Genomic DNA, 17,855 nt, shown 5'->3' on the forward strand with positions numbered 1-17,855 from the left:
TTGTTAACCAAATAAACACCAATTGTTGATCTGGAATTCATTCTCAATTTATACCCATGAGTTTATTTTGCAGGAAATTCTATCTGCTGTGAAAAAACGAAAGATTGAAGTCGCTGTAATCTCAGATGTGCACTTGGGCACTTATGGCTGTCACGCCGATGAGTTGATTGCCTACTTAAATAGTATACAGCCTAAAAGGCTTGTACTGAACGGAGACATTATTGACATTTGGCAATTTAGCAAACGTTATTTTCCCTCTTCCCATATGAAAGTGCTCCGAAAGATTATTGGCATGGCCTCTAAAGGCACCGAAGTTTTTTATATCACAGGAAACCACGACGAAATGCTTCGAAAATTTAGCGGTACTTCAATGGGCAATCTACACATACTTGACAAGTTAGTTTTAAAACTTGATGGTAAAAAGGCCTGGTTTTTTCATGGTGATATTTTCGATTCATCGGTAACCAATGCCAAATGGTTAGCCAAGCTTGGCGGCCGTGGTTATGACCTATTAATTTTGATAAATCGCGCTGCAAATTGGTGTCTCAGCAAACTTGGCAAGGAGCGATACTCGCTTTCAAAGAAAATAAAAGACAGTGTCAAAGGAGCCCTGAAATACATCAGTAATTTCGAAAAATCAGCGGTTGATATTGCTATCGAAAATGGGTATAACTATGTCATTTGCGGACATATTCATCAACCTAAAAAAGAACTCTTAATAACTAAAAAAGGAAAATGCACCTATCTGAATTCGGGAGATTGGGTGGAAAATCTAACAGCCTTGGAATATTCTTTCAAGCGATGGAAAATATATCGCTACAACCAAGACAAACTACTACCGTTCTTTATTGATGAGGATCTAAAAGAAATGGACATTCATGAACTTGTAGCTTCAATAACCGCAAAGAAAGAACAGGAAAAAGCAAAAGGAAAGCAGGCCGAAAAAGACCAGAAGAATACAAAGGGAGGCAAGGCACCCTTAAGCGAGGGCCTCCTTTAGAATAGTCACGGGATGTTTTGCCCTACGTTGAACACCATCGTAGATTTGATGTCGACAACTGGTGCCGTTGGCAGCAATAATGACATCTTCTTCACATTTTCGTATAGCCGGAAATAGCTTTAACTCTCCAATCTGCATGCTGACCTCATAGTGTTCTTTCTCATAACCAAAGGAACCTGCCATTCCACAGCAACCCGAACTTATGATGGTAACTTTGTAATTCTCGGGAAGATTTAATACATCAAAGGTGACTTTTTGGTTGCTCAAAGCTTTTTGATGACAATGCCCATGAATCTTGACAGTTTTAGCTTCTTTTGTAAAATGCGCTGAGGTAATATTTCCCAATTCAATTTCTTGAGCGAGGAATTCTTCGATGAGAAAGGCATTTTTAGCAATAGCGTCGGTAACTGCCTTGTCGTTTGACAAACGCTTGTACTCATCGCGAAAAGTCAAAATTGCTGAAGGTTCTAAACCAACAACCGGAAGTTTTTTCTCAGCAAATACGTTTAGTTGAGGAATATTCTTCTGAGCCAGCTTTCTTGCCTGTTTTAAAAAGCCTTTTGATAGATAGGTGCGTCCGCTTTCCGCAAAGAACAGGCTAATATCATACCCTAAACTACTGAGTACTTGAATGGCATCCTTACCCAATTCTATATCGAGGTAGTTTGTGAACTCATCGATATACAAAACAATTTTTTTATTTGATACAATACTTTGATTATTAAATTCTTGCAGATACTTATTAAAATTAAAACTATAAACTTTAGGAAGGCTTCTTTCTGTAGCTACACCCGCGGTTTTCTTCAACAAACCTCCTAAAATTTTCGAGTCGTAAATGCGATTCGTTAGGCCCGCAACAGCGCTACCCATCTTGTTTAGTTTGGTATTGTGTGCAAAAAGTTTGCTTCGAAACGAATACCCATTTGTCTCTTGGTACTGATATTGAAATTCTGTCTTTAATGTGGCAACGTCAACATTACTGGGGCATTCACTCCCACAAGCCTTGCAACTCAGGCATAGGTCAAAAACCTCTTTTAATTCTTGCCGATTGAATTTGTTCTTTTGGTCAGAAGTGCTTAAAAATTCACGCAGTGCGTTTGCGCGACCCCTGGTCGTATCTTTTTCCTTTTTGGTGGCATGATAGCTCGGGCACATCGTACCTGACATGTGATGTGTCTTTCGGCAATCTCCACTACCATTGCACTTTTCTGCCGCTTTTAGTATTCCTTCACTATCTGAGAAGTCAAGAAGTGTTTGTATCTCAGGCTCTTTTCTTTCTATTTTATAACGAAATGACTCATCCATAGGATACGGGTCAACGATCTTCCCTGGATTGAATATGTAATGTGGATCAAAATACGTTTTAATGCGCTTGAGCAGTTCGTAGTTTTTCTCCCCAATCGTCAGCGGAATGAATTCAGCGCGAACAATACCGTCGCCATGCTCTCCGCTAAATGAACCCTGATATTTTTTGGTCAATTTAGCAACATCGGTAGTAATTGCCCTAAACAATGAGACATCTGTCCTCTTTTTTAGATTCAAAATGGGTCGTAAATGTAATTCACCCGCTCCGGCATGTGCATAATACACCGCTTTTTGATCATAACGCTTCATGATGGCAGAAAACTCTCCGATAAAATCTTTTAAATCTTCTAAAGCGACTGCGGTATCTTCTATACAGGCTACTGCTTTTCGATCGCCGACCATATTGCCCAAGAGTCCTAATCCGGCACGTCGTAGTTCCAGCGCCTTATTAATGTCTGCGCCATATAAAACCGGACTAGCATAACTTAAACCCGAATTCTTTATAGTTCGCTGCAATTCAGACAATTTTTTCTCTAGTAGTTGCTGTGAATCGGCCTTAACTTCCAATAGTAGCAAGGCTGCTGGATCTCCATCTACAAAAAACCGATTTTCTAGCTGTTGTTTGTTGTTTTTAGTGCAGTCAAGAATCACCTTATCCATCATCTCACAGGTATGCAACTCATTTTGCATGCAGGGTGCGACATCACGCAGACAGGTCTCCAAGCTTTCATAATGAGTAACCACCATGGCCGAAAGTGCTGGCGGCAAATCATCTAATTGTAATGTTATTTCAGTAGTAAAAGCTAAGGTTCCCTCACTTCCACTCAGCAACTTGCAGAGGTTGAAATTTTCAGAATAATCTCCAAAAATATTGGTCTTTAAAAGTTCGTCAACAGCGTAGCCTGTATTTCTTCGATGAATACTTGGCTTCGGGAATTCTTTCACTATTTCCGCTTGCATCGCTTTCTCAGATAGTTCTTTTATAATAGCCCTATACAACGACGCTTCAAGCGTATTACCGTGTGGTTTTGCCTCAAATTCTTTCTTGGATAGTGATTTGAACTCCACTTCGCTTCCATCAGATAAGATGGTTTTCATCGCAACCACTTTATCTCGGGTGACGCCGTATTGAATCGAAGTCGTTCCTGAAGAATTGTTACCCACCATGCCTCCAATCATACATCGATTTGAAGTAGAGGTATTGGGCCCGAAAAACAAGCCATATGGTTTTAAGTATTGATTGAGTTCGTCACGAATTACTCCAGGTTGAACGGTAACTTGTTTTTTTTCTTCATCTAAAGCAACAATCTTAGTGAAATTCAGAGATACGTCAACGATTATTCCATCAGCTACACATTGCCCTGCTAATGAAGTTCCTGCGGTTCGAGGGGTCAATCCAACTTTGTTCCGTGTGGCAAATTGAATCAGTTTTTGGATATCAGCTACTGTTTTTGGGTAAGCGACAGCTAAAGGAATTTTGCGGTAAACAGAAGCATCAGTAGCATACAAACTTTTGGTCAACGAATCTATTTTAAGCGTTCCCTCAAGGTGTCGTTCTAGTTCTTTTAGCAAATTTTTATCCAATTCGGAACAATTTTTGGGTAGTAAATTAAGTTTTCAAGGTTAGAACAAAGATATAAAGAGCCCCCTTGTAAACTACAACTTAATCAAAAGAACATATGAAAATCACAAAATTATTTACGTTTACTCTTTTTTTAATAGCAACTTCATTGACAGCTCAAGAAATTGCGGAGCATACCATCGGCCTCCGCTTAGGCGATAGTGATGGTTTCGGGGCAGAAATCTCCTATCAAAAATCTATTGGAAGGTACTCGCGTATTGAACTTAACGTAGGCTATCGCGATAGCCGCGAATATGATGCTTTCAAAGCAGTTGCCCTTTATCAATCGGTATACAATATTAGCAGGGGACTAAATTGGTACTACGGTTTTGGAGGTGGTGCTGGTACGGCAAAATTTGAAGCAGGGCCAGATCCAAACAATTCCAATATTATAGTGCAACCTGAGGGTGGACTATTTGTCTTGGCCGCTGGTGATATCGGGATAGAATTTAATTTTGATGACTTGCCCCTATTGATTTCCTTAGACATTAGACCAGAAATCGGGCTGCTTGGCTATGGCAGTTTTGATGACCGTTTTGATTTTGACGTAGGCCTTGGCATTCGGTATCAATTCTAATTAGAAATATAAAATGTATACCTGCCCTCATCGGATACGATAGAGGGCTTTTTTAATCCTAAGTATTAATACCTACATTTGCGGTAAATCAAGAAAAACAAATGAAGAAATTTATTCTATCCCTAATCATTTTGGTCGCTTTGGTAGCCTGCAACCAAAACCCCAATGGCTATACTATTGAAGGAACCCTAAGCGGAGAGGTCGAAAACGGGACTAAGGTTTTCCTAAGGAAACAAGGAGAAAATAACCAACCGGTTGATGTCGATACCACTGAAGTTCAAGACGGTACCTTCAGGTTTACAGGTCAAGCCGGAATTCCTGAAGTAAATTACATTTTTATAGATCAGTTGCAAGGTTATGCCCTTGTTATTATTGAGAATGGAGAAATTGAAGTTGTGGCCCAAAAAGATAGCTTGGGTTTTGCCAAAATCGAGGGAACACCACAAAACAAGGCTTTCGCAGATTATATAAAAGGATCTAGAGCCATAGCGGACAAAGCAAAATCTGTAAATGAAGACTTGCAAAATTCTGATGAGGCGACCAGAGCAGCTCTGGCCGACGAGATGAAAGAGTTGCAAGAAGAATATAAAAATTATGATGTTGATTATATCAAGGCGCATCCTGACGCGTTAATATCGGTTCTGTTGATGGATAGAGCTATTGCCTCGAGACAAATGAAATACGATGAATTACAAAGTATGTTCGATGGTTTTACTCCTGAAATGAAAGAAACGACAGCTGCAAAAAGAATTGCCGAACAACTACAGGAGTTAAAGGAACGTGACGAAAAAAGCAAAAGAACCGAGGTCGGGGTAAAAGCACCAGAGTTCACCGCTCCTGGTCCTAATGGAGAACAAATAGCCTTAAATGACGTGCTGGGCAAAGTTACCTTAGTAGATTTTTGGGCAGCCTGGTGCAGACCTTGCCGAGCCGAAAACCCGAACGTGGTAGCAGTATATAAAAAGTACCATGATAAGGGATTGAACATCGTAGGTGTTTCCTTGGATAGAAAAGCAGAAGATTGGAAAAAAGCCATTGCCGATGATGGCCTAACTTGGAATCATGTATCGCATGTTCAATATTTCAACGATCCGATTGCAAAATTATATAATGTTGATGCGATTCCCGCTGCATTCCTATTAGACGAAAATGGAATCATTATTGCGAAAAACTTAAGAGGACCAGCCTTAGAGGCCAAGGTGGCTGAGTTGCTCAATTAAAGCAAAAAAAGCTCTAGAAAAGAAAAGCCCTGATGTAAATTCATCAGGGCTTTCTGTTTGTATCTGAGATTTGATTTAGAATTTATTTCGAACATCGTCGAAGGTTCCGATAACTTCAGCTGTTGCAGCTTTTTTTACCTCTCCAAAAATGTTTACAACCGAATCACTACCCAAAAATTCGATAGTTGCTCCCTCGTTCAAAACTAGGTCTCCGTAAATAGTTAAGTTACCTTCAACTCGAAAAACACTATTTTCATTAACCTTAATATCTTTTCGCTTATTGTTTCTACCCACTACATAGGTACCGTTCATAGAGAAGGAGGCATTATCATTAATGTTGGTGTCATTGCTCACAGTCCATGAACCACATAACAGCAGTTCACCACTAATATTCACACTATTAAATCTTTTCGAGCCTCTAAAGGCTACGTTTTCACCTTCATTGACATTCAAGTTTCGTGAACCACTATATATAGGAATATCAGCGCAACTTGCCTCAAGACTATCGCTTGGTCTATTCAGTTTAATGATCTGTAAACCAGATTTACCAGAAGCTGCAAAAACGTAATCGCCCTTTGAAGCCACAAAATTAGTTGAGCCCGATAATTCAATGATACCAACTAAGTCAGTATTATTTCCTTGGTCTTCAGATAAACAAAGTCCCGCACCACCATTGGCCATCAACAAGACATCTTCGTTCTTCGCAACTGCATTGGTAACTATGTCTGACTGATCAACCCCTTCTGGGTTGATTAATATAGGCACATATTCTATAAGGTTACCGGTATTGGCATTGTAGATACCTGCGCCTTTTGATCCTTCTGAAACAATTATAGTATCATCGTCAAAGGCTAAGGTTCTTTTATCTCCCTCTCTAAAATCTGAGTTTATCGCAATTTGAGAAGCTTCACTCAAATCGGAATTTAAGACTCTAACCCCTACACTGGCATCCAAAACCGCAATTTTATTATTGTGAATTGATAGCGAGCGTAAATCGGCAAATGGGGCTTCATTTACAATATCTAAGCTGTTAATATCATACTGAATTATGTAGCCATCTTTTCCACTTGAAACAAAGATACCGTTATCATTGACTTCAACATCGGTTGCATTAAAACCATCTTGATAAACATAGGTTAAATCAGACGTGTTTAAGCGGCCACCATTTGCGGCAACACGAATTATGACAGAATTTGCGGTAGCTAAGACCGATTGTTCTTCATCTGTGCCTCCGACGATATAAACATAACCATTTTTATAATAAACGGCATTTAAATCTTTGTCGTACGAATAAGCTCGAGCTGTTAAATATGGGTTATTTGGGTCACTTATGTTTACAATATCTAAACCACCCTTATAATCTAGTCCTGCTGTATTATAAGAAACGTAGGCGTAATCACCATCGATAAAGACATCCGTAGCCGTTAAATTTTCACCACCAGAAAAGGAAGGCGGATCAATTTGTGCCACTAGGGTTAAAGGATAGTCACCTGCCTCATCATTAGCAGATTTAGAAGATTTCCCAGTGATACTGTCTTCTTCGAGTATCTCAAGTACACCACTGTTGTCGTACATGATACTATTAACAAGTACGTTATTGTCATTTTCTAAACCAATGCTGTCTTCAGGATTCTCAAATACTGTTGTCTCATCACTACAAGACACAGCAAAAAGTAGTATGGCCGTAGCCATTAGGGAGATTTTTTTCATCGCTTAAATAGGTTAATCAATTAGATTTGGGACTAATCAAACGTCAAAATTAGGTAAAGTGTATATTTTCCTACAATTTTTTCGATGAAATACTGATTTCTAGGTATCTTAAGGCAGTTTTGGGGTTTTAGAGTATTTAAATAAACTATATTTTGCCCGTTTTCTCCATGACGAATAGTATCAAAATCGGAATAGCCAATAAGACTACCATTAGGGTAGACGTAAATACCAAATCAGGATTAAACAATAAGGTAGCAGCATAACCCCCAATGGCGCCACCAAAGTGGGCAGTATGGCCAATATTGCCCAATCGCTTCTTCATACCATAAATGGAATACAGCAAATAGCCAATACCTATTACGTATGCCGGAATCGGTATAGGGATAAAATAGATATATAAATCCATACCGGGTTGCAGAAGAATTGCCGCATACAAGATACCCGTAACCGCACCACTAGCTCCCACCGCGCTATAATGAGGTTCGTTTTTGTGAAAGAAAAGGGCGAGTAAACTTCCCGCTATCAAACTAACAAAATAAATAATAAGAAACTTACCCGATCCAAAACCTCGTATTACCACATCTGCAAAAAAGTATAGTGTTAACATATTAAAAAGCAGATGGGAAATATCAACATGCAAAAAACCCGAACTAAGCATGCGTTCTTTTTGCCCGGCATTGATGGCGCCTATACCGAATTTATAGCGTTCAAAAAACGCACCGTCGTTAAATCCCTTAAAAGAAATTAGAACATTGGCCCCTATTATAATTAAGGTCACTAGGTCGATTCCGTCCATTAAAATATGTTATTCGATTTGGGGCCAAATATAACTATATTTGTGGCAATAAATCGTTGCATGCAGTTACTTGTATTTATTTTGGTGTATCCTGCACTTTGGTTGATCTCCATACTACCGTATCGCGCTTTTTACCTCTTTTCCGACTTTGTTTTTTTCTTGGTATTTCATGTTATTGGGTATCGCAAAAAAGTAGTTCGTGAAAATTTAAAATTGGTTTTTCCGGAAAAGCAGGAAAAAGAGATCAAACGTATTCAAAAAGAATTCTTCAGACATATGTGCGATATGTTTCTTGAGATGGTGAAGACTATGAACCTTTCAAAAGCCGATATTAAAAAAAGGTATCATATTACCAATGTCGAACTCATTCAGGAAATTGAAAAAGAGAAAAGTATATTGGTTCCTTGTTCTCACTACGCCAATTGGGAGTGGAATGTTAGCTTAAACCTATACATCAAAAGCAAAGGATATGCGGTTTATCAACGTGTAGCGAACACCTATTTCGACAGATTGGTAAAGGATTTTAGGTCAAGATGGAATACCACCCTGATCACAACCCATGAAACGGTAAAGACCGTAATGCGAAATGAAGGGGAAGGTAAAAAAGCCATTTATGGTATGGTAAGTGATCAATCGCCAATGGTGATGCATGCGCATTATTGGGGCGATTTTATGGGTATCACCGTCCCCGTTTATAACGGCGTGGAAATACTTGCACGCAAATTGGATTTGGCCGTCGTTTTTCTCAAAGTATCTAAGGTAAAACGAGGCTATTATCAAGCGGAGTTTATTCCGATAACCTTATCGGGCAAGCAGACCGAACCCAATGAAATCACCAAGCAATTTATTGCGCTTACAGAGCAGCAAATATATCAGCGACCAGAGCACTATTTATGGAGCCATAAACGATGGAAACATCGCGACAAGGTGCCGCCAGAGTTTAAAACAGACCCAAAAAATTAAGCCGCAATTCGGTCAGTAAGGCTTGATTGATTGCGAAATGCCGGGGGCTGATATTGTTGGGCGAAAAGTTTATATTTCTGCTATGGCTTTGATTTCTCCAATGATTCTATCTGCGAGTCCGTCAGCTTCCATCTGGCTTTTGGCTTCCGTATAAATTCGAATAATTGGTTCTGTATTTGATTTACGAAGGTGTACCCAGTTTTCGGCAAAATCGATTTTTACACCATCAATGGTAGAAATATCTTCTTTTCGATATTTTTCGGCCATGGCGTCTAAAAGGCTGTCAACATCTAATTCGGGTGTCAATTGAATTTTCTTTTTGCTCATAAAATAAGATGGATAGCTGGCCCGAAGTGCTGCCACAGTTCCACCATTCTCCGCCATCAGCATTAAAAACAAGGCTGTTCCCACCAAAGAATCACGGCCATAGTGGCTTTCAGGATAGATGATACCACCATTACCTTCACCTCCAATAACAGCTTGGTTTGCCTTCATTTTCGTAACAACATTAACCTCCCCTACCGCTGCCGCTTCATATGATCCACCGTGTTTTTCTGAAATATCACGTAGGGCCCTAGACGACGACAGGTTAGATACGGTATTTCCTTTGGTTTTGCTTAAAACATAATCTGCACAGGCAACCAAGGTATATTCCTCTCCAAACATTTCACCATCATTACTAATAAAAGCTAGTCGGTCGACATCAGGGTCAACAACAATTCCAAAGTCGGCCTGCTCCTTGACAACCAAATCGCAAATATCAGCTAGGTGCTCTTTCAAGGGTTCGGGATTATGAGGAAAATGTCCTGTGGGGTCACAATACAACTCCACCACTTCAACGCCCAATTCTTTTAAGAGTTTTGGAATGGCAATACCGCCTGTGGAGTTGACACCGTCAACGACCACTTTGAATTTCGCTTTGCGAATAGTATCGGCGTCTACCAAAGACAGCTTTAAGACTTCATCGATGTGAATATCAATATAAGAGTCATTTCTTGTGATACTACCTAAGTCATCTACCTCGGCAAATTTAAAATCATCCTTCTCGGCGATTTCCAATATTAAAGCACCTTCAGCCGCATTTAAAAATTCTCCCTTTTCATTTAAAAGTTTTAAGGCGTTCCACTGTTTGGGATTGTGGCTTGCGGTAAGGATAATACCGCCATCGGCTTTTTCCAAAGGTACTGCGATTTCTACGGTTGGTGTCGTCGATAGGTCTAGGTCGATAACATCGATTCCAAGCCCAACCAAGGTAGAAACCACCAGATTTTGAATCATCGCCCCAGATAAACGCGCATCGCGACCAATAACGACTTTGAGTTGATCTTTTTCGGAATATCCCTTTAACCAAACCCCGTAGGCAGCGGCAAATTTAACCGCATCAATAGGTGTTAAGTTATCTCCTGGCTTCCCGCCAATGGTTCCTCGTATTCCTGAAATAGATTTTATTAATGTCATAAGTCTTGAAAAGTTTTTGCAAATATAAACGTATCCCTCTGAAACCTATTGCGCTTCTTTGTAAATTCGGCATTAAGATTTTCACAACCGTTTATGAACTTTTTGGCCCATATTTATTTGTCTTTCGAAGATGATGAAATTACAATAGGAAATTTTATCGCCGACAGTATTCGAGGTAATAAATTCAAACACCTGCCCGAACGCGTACAAAAGGGAATCAAATTACACCGCTATATCGATTCGTTCACCGACGCACACCCCACGGTGCGTAAAAGCACCAAGCGTTTGCACAAAAATTACAGCCACTATAGCGGAATCATTGTAGATATCTTTTACGATCACTTCTTGGCAAAAAACTGGAAATCTTATTCCGACAAGCCCCTAGACCTATTTGTCGACAATTTCTATGATTTGTTAGAGGATAACTATGATATCCTCCCCCTTGGAGTGCATCGTATGATGCCCTATATGATAAGTGACAACTGGATTTTCAACTATTCAAAAATGGATGGAATTGCACGCGTATTGAATGGTATGAACCGAAGAACCAAAAATAAATCGAAGATGAATTTTGCCATTCTTGATCTGGAAGAACACTACGATGAATTCGAAAAAGAATTTACCTCCTTTTTTGAAGAATTGACTACCTTTTCCAAGCAAAAATTTAATTCCCTTTAAATAAAAAAAGATACTAAATAACACAAAAACCTAAGATTTTCAATGAAAAAAATTGTCCTCCCACTACTAGCCATACTTCTTTTTGTCAATTGTAAAAAACAGCCTGCTGCGCCCACCGGTCTTGTGACCGAGAAAGCCATGGTCGTTTCTGCCCGTCAAGAGGCATCACAAATTGGGGTTGAGATTATGAAACAAGGTGGAAATGCTTTTGACGCGATGGTGGCCACAGAAATGGCTCTGGTTGTAGCCTATCCCTTTGCAGGTAATCTTGGAGGAGGAGGTTTTATGGTCTATCGGAAGGCTGATGGCGAAGTAGGCGGATTAGACTATAGAGAAAAAGCCCCATTATCGGCACATAAGGATATGTATTTAGACTCCCTCGGGAATGTTATACCAGGCATGAGCACTCAAGGTGCTACGGCCGTCGGAGTTCCTGGAACCGTAGCCGGGATCATCGAAGTGCATAAAAAATTTGGAAAACTACCCCTGGCCAAAATCTTCGAGCCGGTCATCGCCCTAGCGGAAAAGGGAATTGTGGTTACCGAAAACCAAGAAAAAAGACTGGCGAGTCAACGCGAAAAATTTATAGAAGTCAACGGAGACAGTACCTTCTTTGCAACGGAATTCAAGACGGGTGATATGATTACCTATCCGGCATTGGCAAACACTATGCGCAGTATTGCTAAAAATGGTCGTGATGGATTTTATAAGGGAGAAGTCGCCCAAAAGCTAGCGGCTTTTATTCAAGAAAATGGGGGCTTCGTTACCGAAGAAGACCTTGCCAAATATCAGGCAAAATGGCGCGAACCCATTATTTTCAATTATAAGGATTTACGTATTATATCAATGAGTCCACCCAGCAGCGGAGGGGTAACTATTAATCAAATCTTTAAAATGTTAGAATCCTATGATGTGGCTTCCTACGGCCATAATTCGGTAAAAACCGTGCAGTTGTTTACAGAAGCTTCTCGGCGCGCCTATGCTGACCGAAACTACTATTTAGGCGACCCAGATTTTGTAGATATTCCGCTAGACGTGCTTTTAAATGAGGGGTATTTAGCAGAACGAATGGCCAATTTCTCTTGGGACACGGCTACAAAGTCTTCTGAGGTTGAACGTGGCAAGGTGGAAGTGGCAGAAAGTATGGAGACCACCCACTACTCTATCGTTGATAACGAAGGAAATGCGGTCTCGGTAACAACCACCTTGAATGGAGCCTATGGCTCAAAACTCTATTCCGATGAGTTGGGGTTCTTTTTAAACAATGAGATGGACGATTTCAGTGCCAAACCAGGAATACCAAACATGTTTGGATTAATAGGCGCTGAAGCCAATAGTATTGCTGCCGAAAAACGAATGCTAAGTAGCATGACCCCTACTATTGTAGAAAAAGATGGTACCTTATGGATGGTTGTTGGCACCCCAGGGGGATCTACAATTATTACAGCTGTAGCCCAAACCATTCTAAACACTTATGAGTTTAACATGAGTATGCAAGAAGCTGTAAACGCACCACGTTTTCATCATCAATGGCTTCCCGATATGGTAATTTTTGAACCGGAAGGATTTTCTCAGGAACTGAAAGAAAAACTTGCAGCAAAAGGGTATATCATCAACGAAGAACGTACTCCTATTATCGGAAAGGTCGATGCGATTCGAGTGCTACCCGACGGAAAATTAGAAGGAGGGGCTGATAAACGAGGAGATGATAGGGCTGCAGGATATTAAATGCTTAAAGGTTGATCGTAAGGCGTGTCATGAAAAAGTTTCTTGAAATTTTATTCATCTTAGGTGCGGGCATGGTGTTGATCAGCCTTGTTGCATTCGGCATACTGTATAGTATTTACAATGAACCGCTTCCTGAAGGCAAACCCGGCCCTGCTGCAGATGCTCTAGCCGAAAAAATGCTACAGGCTATTCATGGTGATGCGTATCAAAATACAAGCTATTTAGAGTGGTCTTTTAGGAACGGAGCCCATACCTATAAATGGAACAAGGCCAATGGGAAAGTTCAGGTGACTTGGCAAGATTACCAGGTAAAGCTGAACCTGAATAACCCGTCAGCTAGTGAAGTTTCAGAGAATGGTGTGCTTGTTTTCGGCGAGGCCGAAAAAGAACTGATAGCAAAGGCTATGAACTATTTTAATAACGACTCCTTTTGGTTGGTAGCCCCTTTTAAGATCTTTGATAGAGGCACGAAACGAAGTATAGTCACCTTAGAAGACGGTACAAAGGGACTGATGGTATCGTATGCTTCCGGTGGTACTACTCCTGGAGATACGTATTTATGGAAGCTGCTTCCAAACGGATTTCCGAGAAGCTATCAAATGTGGGTGAAAATTATTCCTATTGGCGGGCTGGAAGCGAGCTGGGATGATTGGCAAATCATGGAAAATGGCTTGGCACTGCCCAGATCGCACAAATTAGGTCCCTTTACATTTCATATTGGAGCAGCAAGAGCCTACAACTAGATATCGGTTAACCCGAATTCATTGAGAACCACCTCCCACTCTTGTGTCTCAGTAATGGTAAGTATATGTTGCGAAATCTGTTTTTCGAGTTCTGAATGCTTGGAGGCTATTCCAAAAGCATAAAATTGTACGTCAAATTTTACTGGAAGTATTTGTAAGCTACTTAAGTCAGGGTCCTCTTGAATACGGTGTTTTAAAATGGGCTCATCGTAAATAAAAGCGGTAATCTTTCCCTCCTTTAAATCTTGAAGACCAGCTATTACGCCTGAATATGCTTCGACATCTTTGAAAAAATGTTTGTTTAGATATTCCATAGCTCCAGAATTCGCAATGGTTCCCACTTTACGATCTTTAAACGCCATAAATCCTTCAGGGTTACTACTCAATTGATTTACTGTTAAGCTTGAAGCAATACTCGCTGTTAATCCTGAAATAAACAACAAACCGCCGAACATTAATACCAGAGCGGATATTTTTCCCATTTTGGTTTTAGGGGCCTTATCGCCATAGCCCACGGTTGTTAAAGTAACGGCAGACCACCACATGCCATCCCAAATACCACTTTTGCCACTTCGAAAATGCTCTGGATTTTCTTTACGCTCAAAATACCACCCTGCAAGGCCGAACAAAAATATGATCATCAACAATGCGAACAATCCTTTTAAAAAATCTTGATTGAAAAATTTCTTTAGAAAGCCTATAAACTTTTCTAAAGTGGTCGCCTCTGATATCGCAATAGTCGAGTGTGCCGCATAATACGAATTGGTAAATTCAAAAGATTTGTTGCGTTCACTGGTTATGGTTAATGGATTAATGCTGACATCGATTTCATTATTTTTTAAAGCATCTAACATATCACGAAAACGCATGGGTACCAGTTTGTAATTCAGGTTTAGGTCTCTGGCAGTTTTTTCCCAAAGCCAAATATTTATACCTTCCAAGAGTTCACCCTCCTGCACAACAAATGGAGGTGCCGTGGTATAGCCGACCAACAAGGTATCTGTAGTGATTTGAGAGGAGCCTGTTAGGCTGAAAAGACTTAATAGTACAACGACAAGGGTATTCTTCATGGTCTGTATGTCACGATTTTCTAAATATACAATAATTCAAAAAAGTGTTAAATCATTTCTACTTTCCTAACTTTATTCAAAATTTATTTGATGCAAATAGAAATTTTAAGGCCGTCAGATCTGACACCCGATGTACAAAACCAAGTTGCAGCCTTATACAGACAGTTGAATCCTGACAATGTGCAAAGAGCTTTATCGGAAATTCTAGTACCCCAAAACAATGTCATTTTTGTGATATGCAAAATAGACGACGCCATAGTTGGAACGGCACTTCTATCAACTTACAAGGTAATTTCAGGTTATCGAGGCATGGTAGACGATGTGGTGGTTGATGCTACACAACGCGGAAAAGGTATCGGTAGAAGGCTGATGGAAAAACTTTTGGAAGAAGGAAAAAAAACAGGATTAGACGAGATATTATTGTTTACGGGGCATCACCGGGCACCGGCTATAGGTTTATATACGAGCATGGGTTTTGAATTGCGCAACAGCGGGCTCTATTCCTTAAAAGACTTTTGAATTTTAGGCTCAGTTAAAGATCATCGCCTGCAATGCAATACCAGAGCAGATATTGTTTCCAATACCATTGGTGTTAACTTGCCTGCTGCTTCTTAAACTGGCTTTTTAACTCCTCCATCGATTCTTGTAGTTGTTTCAGGAGTCCTGTTTCTGTAGTAGCGTCTACACCAAAAGTAATTTTACTATTGACCTGCCAAATTTCCTGAATTTGAAATGGCTTGATCTCATAAGGCGGATAGGTTTCATTGAGTGAAACTAAAGTCACATTATTCGAATTGGGTTTCCGAATAACTTTTTTGACCAAAACGGCATCCTCTAAAACCACCACATACATTTTATTTGGGTTGACTTCATCGATATGGTCAATGGCTTTTGCGAGAACCCACTCCCCTGGCTTTAAGTTGGGAAGCATACTATCACCCTCGACTTGGAAACCGCGATAGGTAGCATTTCTAAATTCTGGAAGCGGCAAATCAAAGGCAGGAAGTTCCTTATACCAAGAGGTATCCTGAATATTTTGAGGGTAACCGGCAGCCGCTTTCGCATTGACCAAAACCATATTCTCTTGGTCGTTTGAGTCAACAGTGACCACCTTCGGAATGACATTGGTATTGGAAGTGGCCAAATTTTTATTCTCACTCTCTCCAAACAGCCATAGCGGATTTACTTTAAATTGTTTGAACAACTCTACCACAACCTTACCTGAAAGTTTAGTGCGCCCGCGTTCGATATCGGCAGTGGTATTTGAAATGCCCAAAAGTTTCGCAAATTCCGCTTGGGTGTAACCCAAATCTCTTCTGATTTCTATAAAGCGTTTTAAGGTCAACTCGTTTTCCATAATCGTTTTAGTGTAAGGCCAAGTGCAGTGGAGACCTGCTTTTTTATGTTGCCAAAAAATCGCTCGACTGCGCTCGAGACGGCCATTAGATTACCTCAAATATACAAAAATTGGATTATTTCCAAAATTATATATGGAATATTTCCATAATTAGGAATATTTCCATAATTTTGGAATTATTACAACAACAGATGTCATTTCAACGAATTAAAGAAAAACTAAACATTCTAGCCGATGCAGCCAAATATGATGTATCCTGCTCGAGTAGTGGTAGTAATCGCGCGAATACCACCAAGGGTTTGGGAGACAGTTCGGGTATGGGCATATGCCATAGTTACACCGAAGATGGCCGTTGTGTTTCCTTGTTAAAGATACTGTTAACCAACCACTGCATTTTCGATTGTGCTTATTGCGTAACGCGTAAGAGCAACGATATTAAACGCGCAGCCTTTAAAATTCAAGAGGTTGTGGATTTAACCATCAACTTCTATCGCAGAAATTTCATAGAAGGTCTTTTTTTGAGCTCGGGTATATTTAAAAATCCTGATTTCACCATGGAACGATTGGTAGCGGTTGCTAAGAAGTTGCGAATGGAAGAAAACTTTAACGGATACATTCATTTAAAATCCATTCCCGGAGCAAGCGATGAATTGATGCGAGAGGCAGGACTATGGGCCGACCGACTATCGGTTAATATTGAAGTTCCAACCATTGCTGGGTTAAAATTGTTAGCCCCTGATAAAAGACATGAAGATTTTACCAAACCGATGTTAAAGGTTAAAAATGAAATCATTCAATACAAAGAAGAGAAGAAGGTGCTAAAAAACACTCCAAAATATGCACCGGCCGGGCAAAGTACGCAGATGATTATTGGGGCCACTGGCGAAACAGATAAAGACATCATGTATTCCGCCAATCATTATTATAAAAATTACAATATGAAACGGGTCTATTATTCTGGCTATGTACCGGTTGCAGAAGATAGTCGCCTACCCGCCATTGGTTCACAAGTACCGATGCTAAGAGAGAATAGGTTATATCAAACCGATTGGTTGTTGCGGTTCTATGGATTCAGCATCCATGAAATTCTTAATGACAGCCATCCAAATCTAGATATCGACATTGATCCGAAGTTAAGTTGGGCCTTGCGCAATTTGAAGCATTTTCCGGTAGATATCAATACGGCCGATAGACAACTGTTGGCCAGGGTACCCGGATTAGGAATGTATTCCGTTGAAAAAATTATCAAGGCAAGAAAGTTCCGGAAATTAAATTGGGAACATCTTAAAAAAATAGGCCTCGCATTAAATCGGGCAAAGTATTTCATCATATGCGACTCTAGAAGTTGGGAAAGACACGATTTGCAGGCACACCAAATAAAAGGAAGGATTTTACAAAATTCACAAGGAAAGTTTCGAAAGAATTATAGCAGCCAATTGTCATTGTTTAACTAAAATTATTGAAGTATGAATTATCTAGACAGCAACACTCACAATACAAATGAAAGGTTATTTACGCATTTGGAAAAAGGACGTCGTCACATTTTAAACTTTGGTTACAGTTTGGTAGCATTTAGAAACGAACTTAAAAAATCATTTACCATCTTAAGAAAATTACTCATCTCCTCTC

Annotated in this window: 15 protein-coding genes; 9 read left to right on the forward strand and 6 right to left on the reverse strand. The window is 40.0% G+C overall.

Annotation, left to right across the window (positions count from 1 at the left end; genetic code table 11):
* Positions 1–88 precede the first annotated feature (88 nt).
* The gene (locus tag ABJN95_RS13015; protein WP_348370844.1) at positions 89–1,000 is read left to right on the forward strand and encodes a UDP-2,3-diacylglucosamine diphosphatase; all 912 of its coding nucleotides are present in this window, start codon (positions 89–91) and stop codon (positions 998–1,000) included.
* Here ABJN95_RS13015 and ABJN95_RS13020 read toward each other — a convergent pair.
* On the reverse strand, positions 980–3,889 hold the full coding sequence (locus tag ABJN95_RS13020) for an FAD-linked oxidase C-terminal domain-containing protein (RefSeq protein WP_348370845.1): 2,910 nt from the start codon (positions 3,887–3,889) through the stop codon (positions 980–982). The two genes, ABJN95_RS13015 and ABJN95_RS13020, sit on opposite strands and share 21 nt — an antisense overlap.
* A gap of 95 nt (positions 3,890–3,984) precedes the next feature.
* Between ABJN95_RS13020 and ABJN95_RS13025 the strand changes: the two genes are divergently transcribed.
* Together ABJN95_RS13025 and ABJN95_RS13030 are read left to right on the forward strand one after the other, a co-directional pair.
* Positions 3,985–4,503 carry a hypothetical protein gene (locus ABJN95_RS13025; RefSeq protein WP_348370846.1) on the forward strand — a complete coding sequence of 173 codons (519 nt, stop codon included), beginning with the start codon at positions 3,985–3,987 and terminating at the stop codon, positions 4,501–4,503.
* Between the two features lie 101 nt (positions 4,504–4,604).
* Positions 4,605–5,723, forward strand: a complete 1,119-nt coding sequence (locus tag ABJN95_RS13030; protein ID WP_348370847.1) for a TlpA disulfide reductase family protein — start codon at positions 4,605–4,607, stop codon at positions 5,721–5,723.
* A 75-nt stretch (positions 5,724–5,798) separates the two neighbouring features.
* Here ABJN95_RS13030 and ABJN95_RS13035 read toward each other — a convergent pair whose 3' ends face one another.
* Positions 5,799–7,433 carry a hypothetical protein gene (locus ABJN95_RS13035; RefSeq protein ID WP_348370848.1) on the reverse strand — a complete coding sequence of 545 codons (1,635 nt, stop codon included), beginning with the start codon at positions 7,431–7,433 and terminating at the stop codon, positions 5,799–5,801.
* A 145-nt stretch (positions 7,434–7,578) separates the two neighbouring features.
* Entirely contained in the window at positions 7,579–8,229 is a 651-nt protein-coding gene (locus tag ABJN95_RS13040) for a rhomboid family intramembrane serine protease (RefSeq protein WP_348370849.1), read from the reverse strand.
* A 60-nt stretch (positions 8,230–8,289) separates the two neighbouring features.
* On the opposite strand from ABJN95_RS13040, the gene ABJN95_RS13045 reads away from it, so the two are divergent.
* Positions 8,290–9,192: a lipid A biosynthesis acyltransferase gene (locus tag ABJN95_RS13045; RefSeq protein ID WP_348370850.1), complete on the forward strand. Its 903-nt coding sequence runs from the start codon at positions 8,290–8,292 to the stop codon at positions 9,190–9,192.
* A 69-nt stretch (positions 9,193–9,261) separates the two neighbouring features.
* Here the strand turns inward: ABJN95_RS13045 and glmM are convergent, their stop codons facing one another.
* Positions 9,262–10,650 carry a phosphoglucosamine mutase gene (gene glmM, locus ABJN95_RS13050; RefSeq protein WP_348370851.1) on the reverse strand — a complete coding sequence of 463 codons (1,389 nt, stop codon included), beginning with the start codon at positions 10,648–10,650 and terminating at the stop codon, positions 9,262–9,264.
* A 93-nt stretch (positions 10,651–10,743) separates the two neighbouring features.
* Between glmM and ABJN95_RS13055 the strand changes: the two genes are divergently transcribed.
* From ABJN95_RS13055 to ABJN95_RS13065, 3 genes are read left to right on the forward strand one after another with little or no spacing between them, the layout of a single operon-like run.
* Complete coding sequence (locus ABJN95_RS13055) at positions 10,744–11,328, forward strand: acyl carrier protein phosphodiesterase (RefSeq protein ID WP_348370852.1); 585 nt, start codon at positions 10,744–10,746, stop codon at positions 11,326–11,328.
* A gap of 42 nt (positions 11,329–11,370) precedes the next feature.
* Positions 11,371–13,056: a gamma-glutamyltransferase gene (gene ggt, locus ABJN95_RS13060; protein WP_348370853.1), complete on the forward strand. Its 1,686-nt coding sequence runs from the start codon at positions 11,371–11,373 to the stop codon at positions 13,054–13,056.
* Positions 13,057–13,085: 29 nt separating this feature from the next.
* Complete coding sequence (locus ABJN95_RS13065; RefSeq protein WP_348370854.1) at positions 13,086–13,799, forward strand: hypothetical protein; 714 nt, start codon at positions 13,086–13,088, stop codon at positions 13,797–13,799.
* On the opposite strand, the gene ABJN95_RS13070 is transcribed toward ABJN95_RS13065, so the two are convergent.
* The gene (locus ABJN95_RS13070; protein WP_348370855.1) at positions 13,796–14,869 is read right to left on the reverse strand and encodes a transporter substrate-binding domain-containing protein; all 1,074 of its coding nucleotides are present in this window, start codon (positions 14,867–14,869) and stop codon (positions 13,796–13,798) included. The two genes, ABJN95_RS13065 and ABJN95_RS13070, sit on opposite strands and share 4 nt — an antisense overlap.
* A 90-nt stretch (positions 14,870–14,959) precedes the next feature.
* Between ABJN95_RS13070 and ABJN95_RS13075 the strand changes: the two genes are divergently transcribed.
* Positions 14,960–15,388 carry a GNAT family N-acetyltransferase gene (locus tag ABJN95_RS13075; RefSeq protein ID WP_348370856.1) on the forward strand — a complete coding sequence of 143 codons (429 nt, stop codon included), beginning with the start codon at positions 14,960–14,962 and terminating at the stop codon, positions 15,386–15,388.
* Positions 15,389–15,461: 73 nt separating this feature from the next.
* On the opposite strand, the gene ABJN95_RS13080 is transcribed toward ABJN95_RS13075, so the two are convergent.
* The gene (locus ABJN95_RS13080; protein WP_348370857.1) at positions 15,462–16,226 is read right to left on the reverse strand and encodes a S24 family peptidase; all 765 of its coding nucleotides are present in this window, start codon (positions 16,224–16,226) and stop codon (positions 15,462–15,464) included.
* A gap of 191 nt (positions 16,227–16,417) precedes the next feature.
* On the opposite strand from ABJN95_RS13080, the gene ABJN95_RS13085 reads away from it, so the two are divergent.
* Entirely contained in the window at positions 16,418–17,680 is a 1,263-nt protein-coding gene (locus tag ABJN95_RS13085) for a putative DNA modification/repair radical SAM protein (protein ID WP_348370858.1), read from the forward strand.
* Positions 17,681–17,855 lie beyond the last annotated feature (175 nt).

It is taken from the genome of Maribacter sp. (genome assembly GCF_039974175.1).
Lineage (GTDB): Bacteria > Bacteroidota > Bacteroidia > Flavobacteriales > Flavobacteriaceae > Maribacter_C.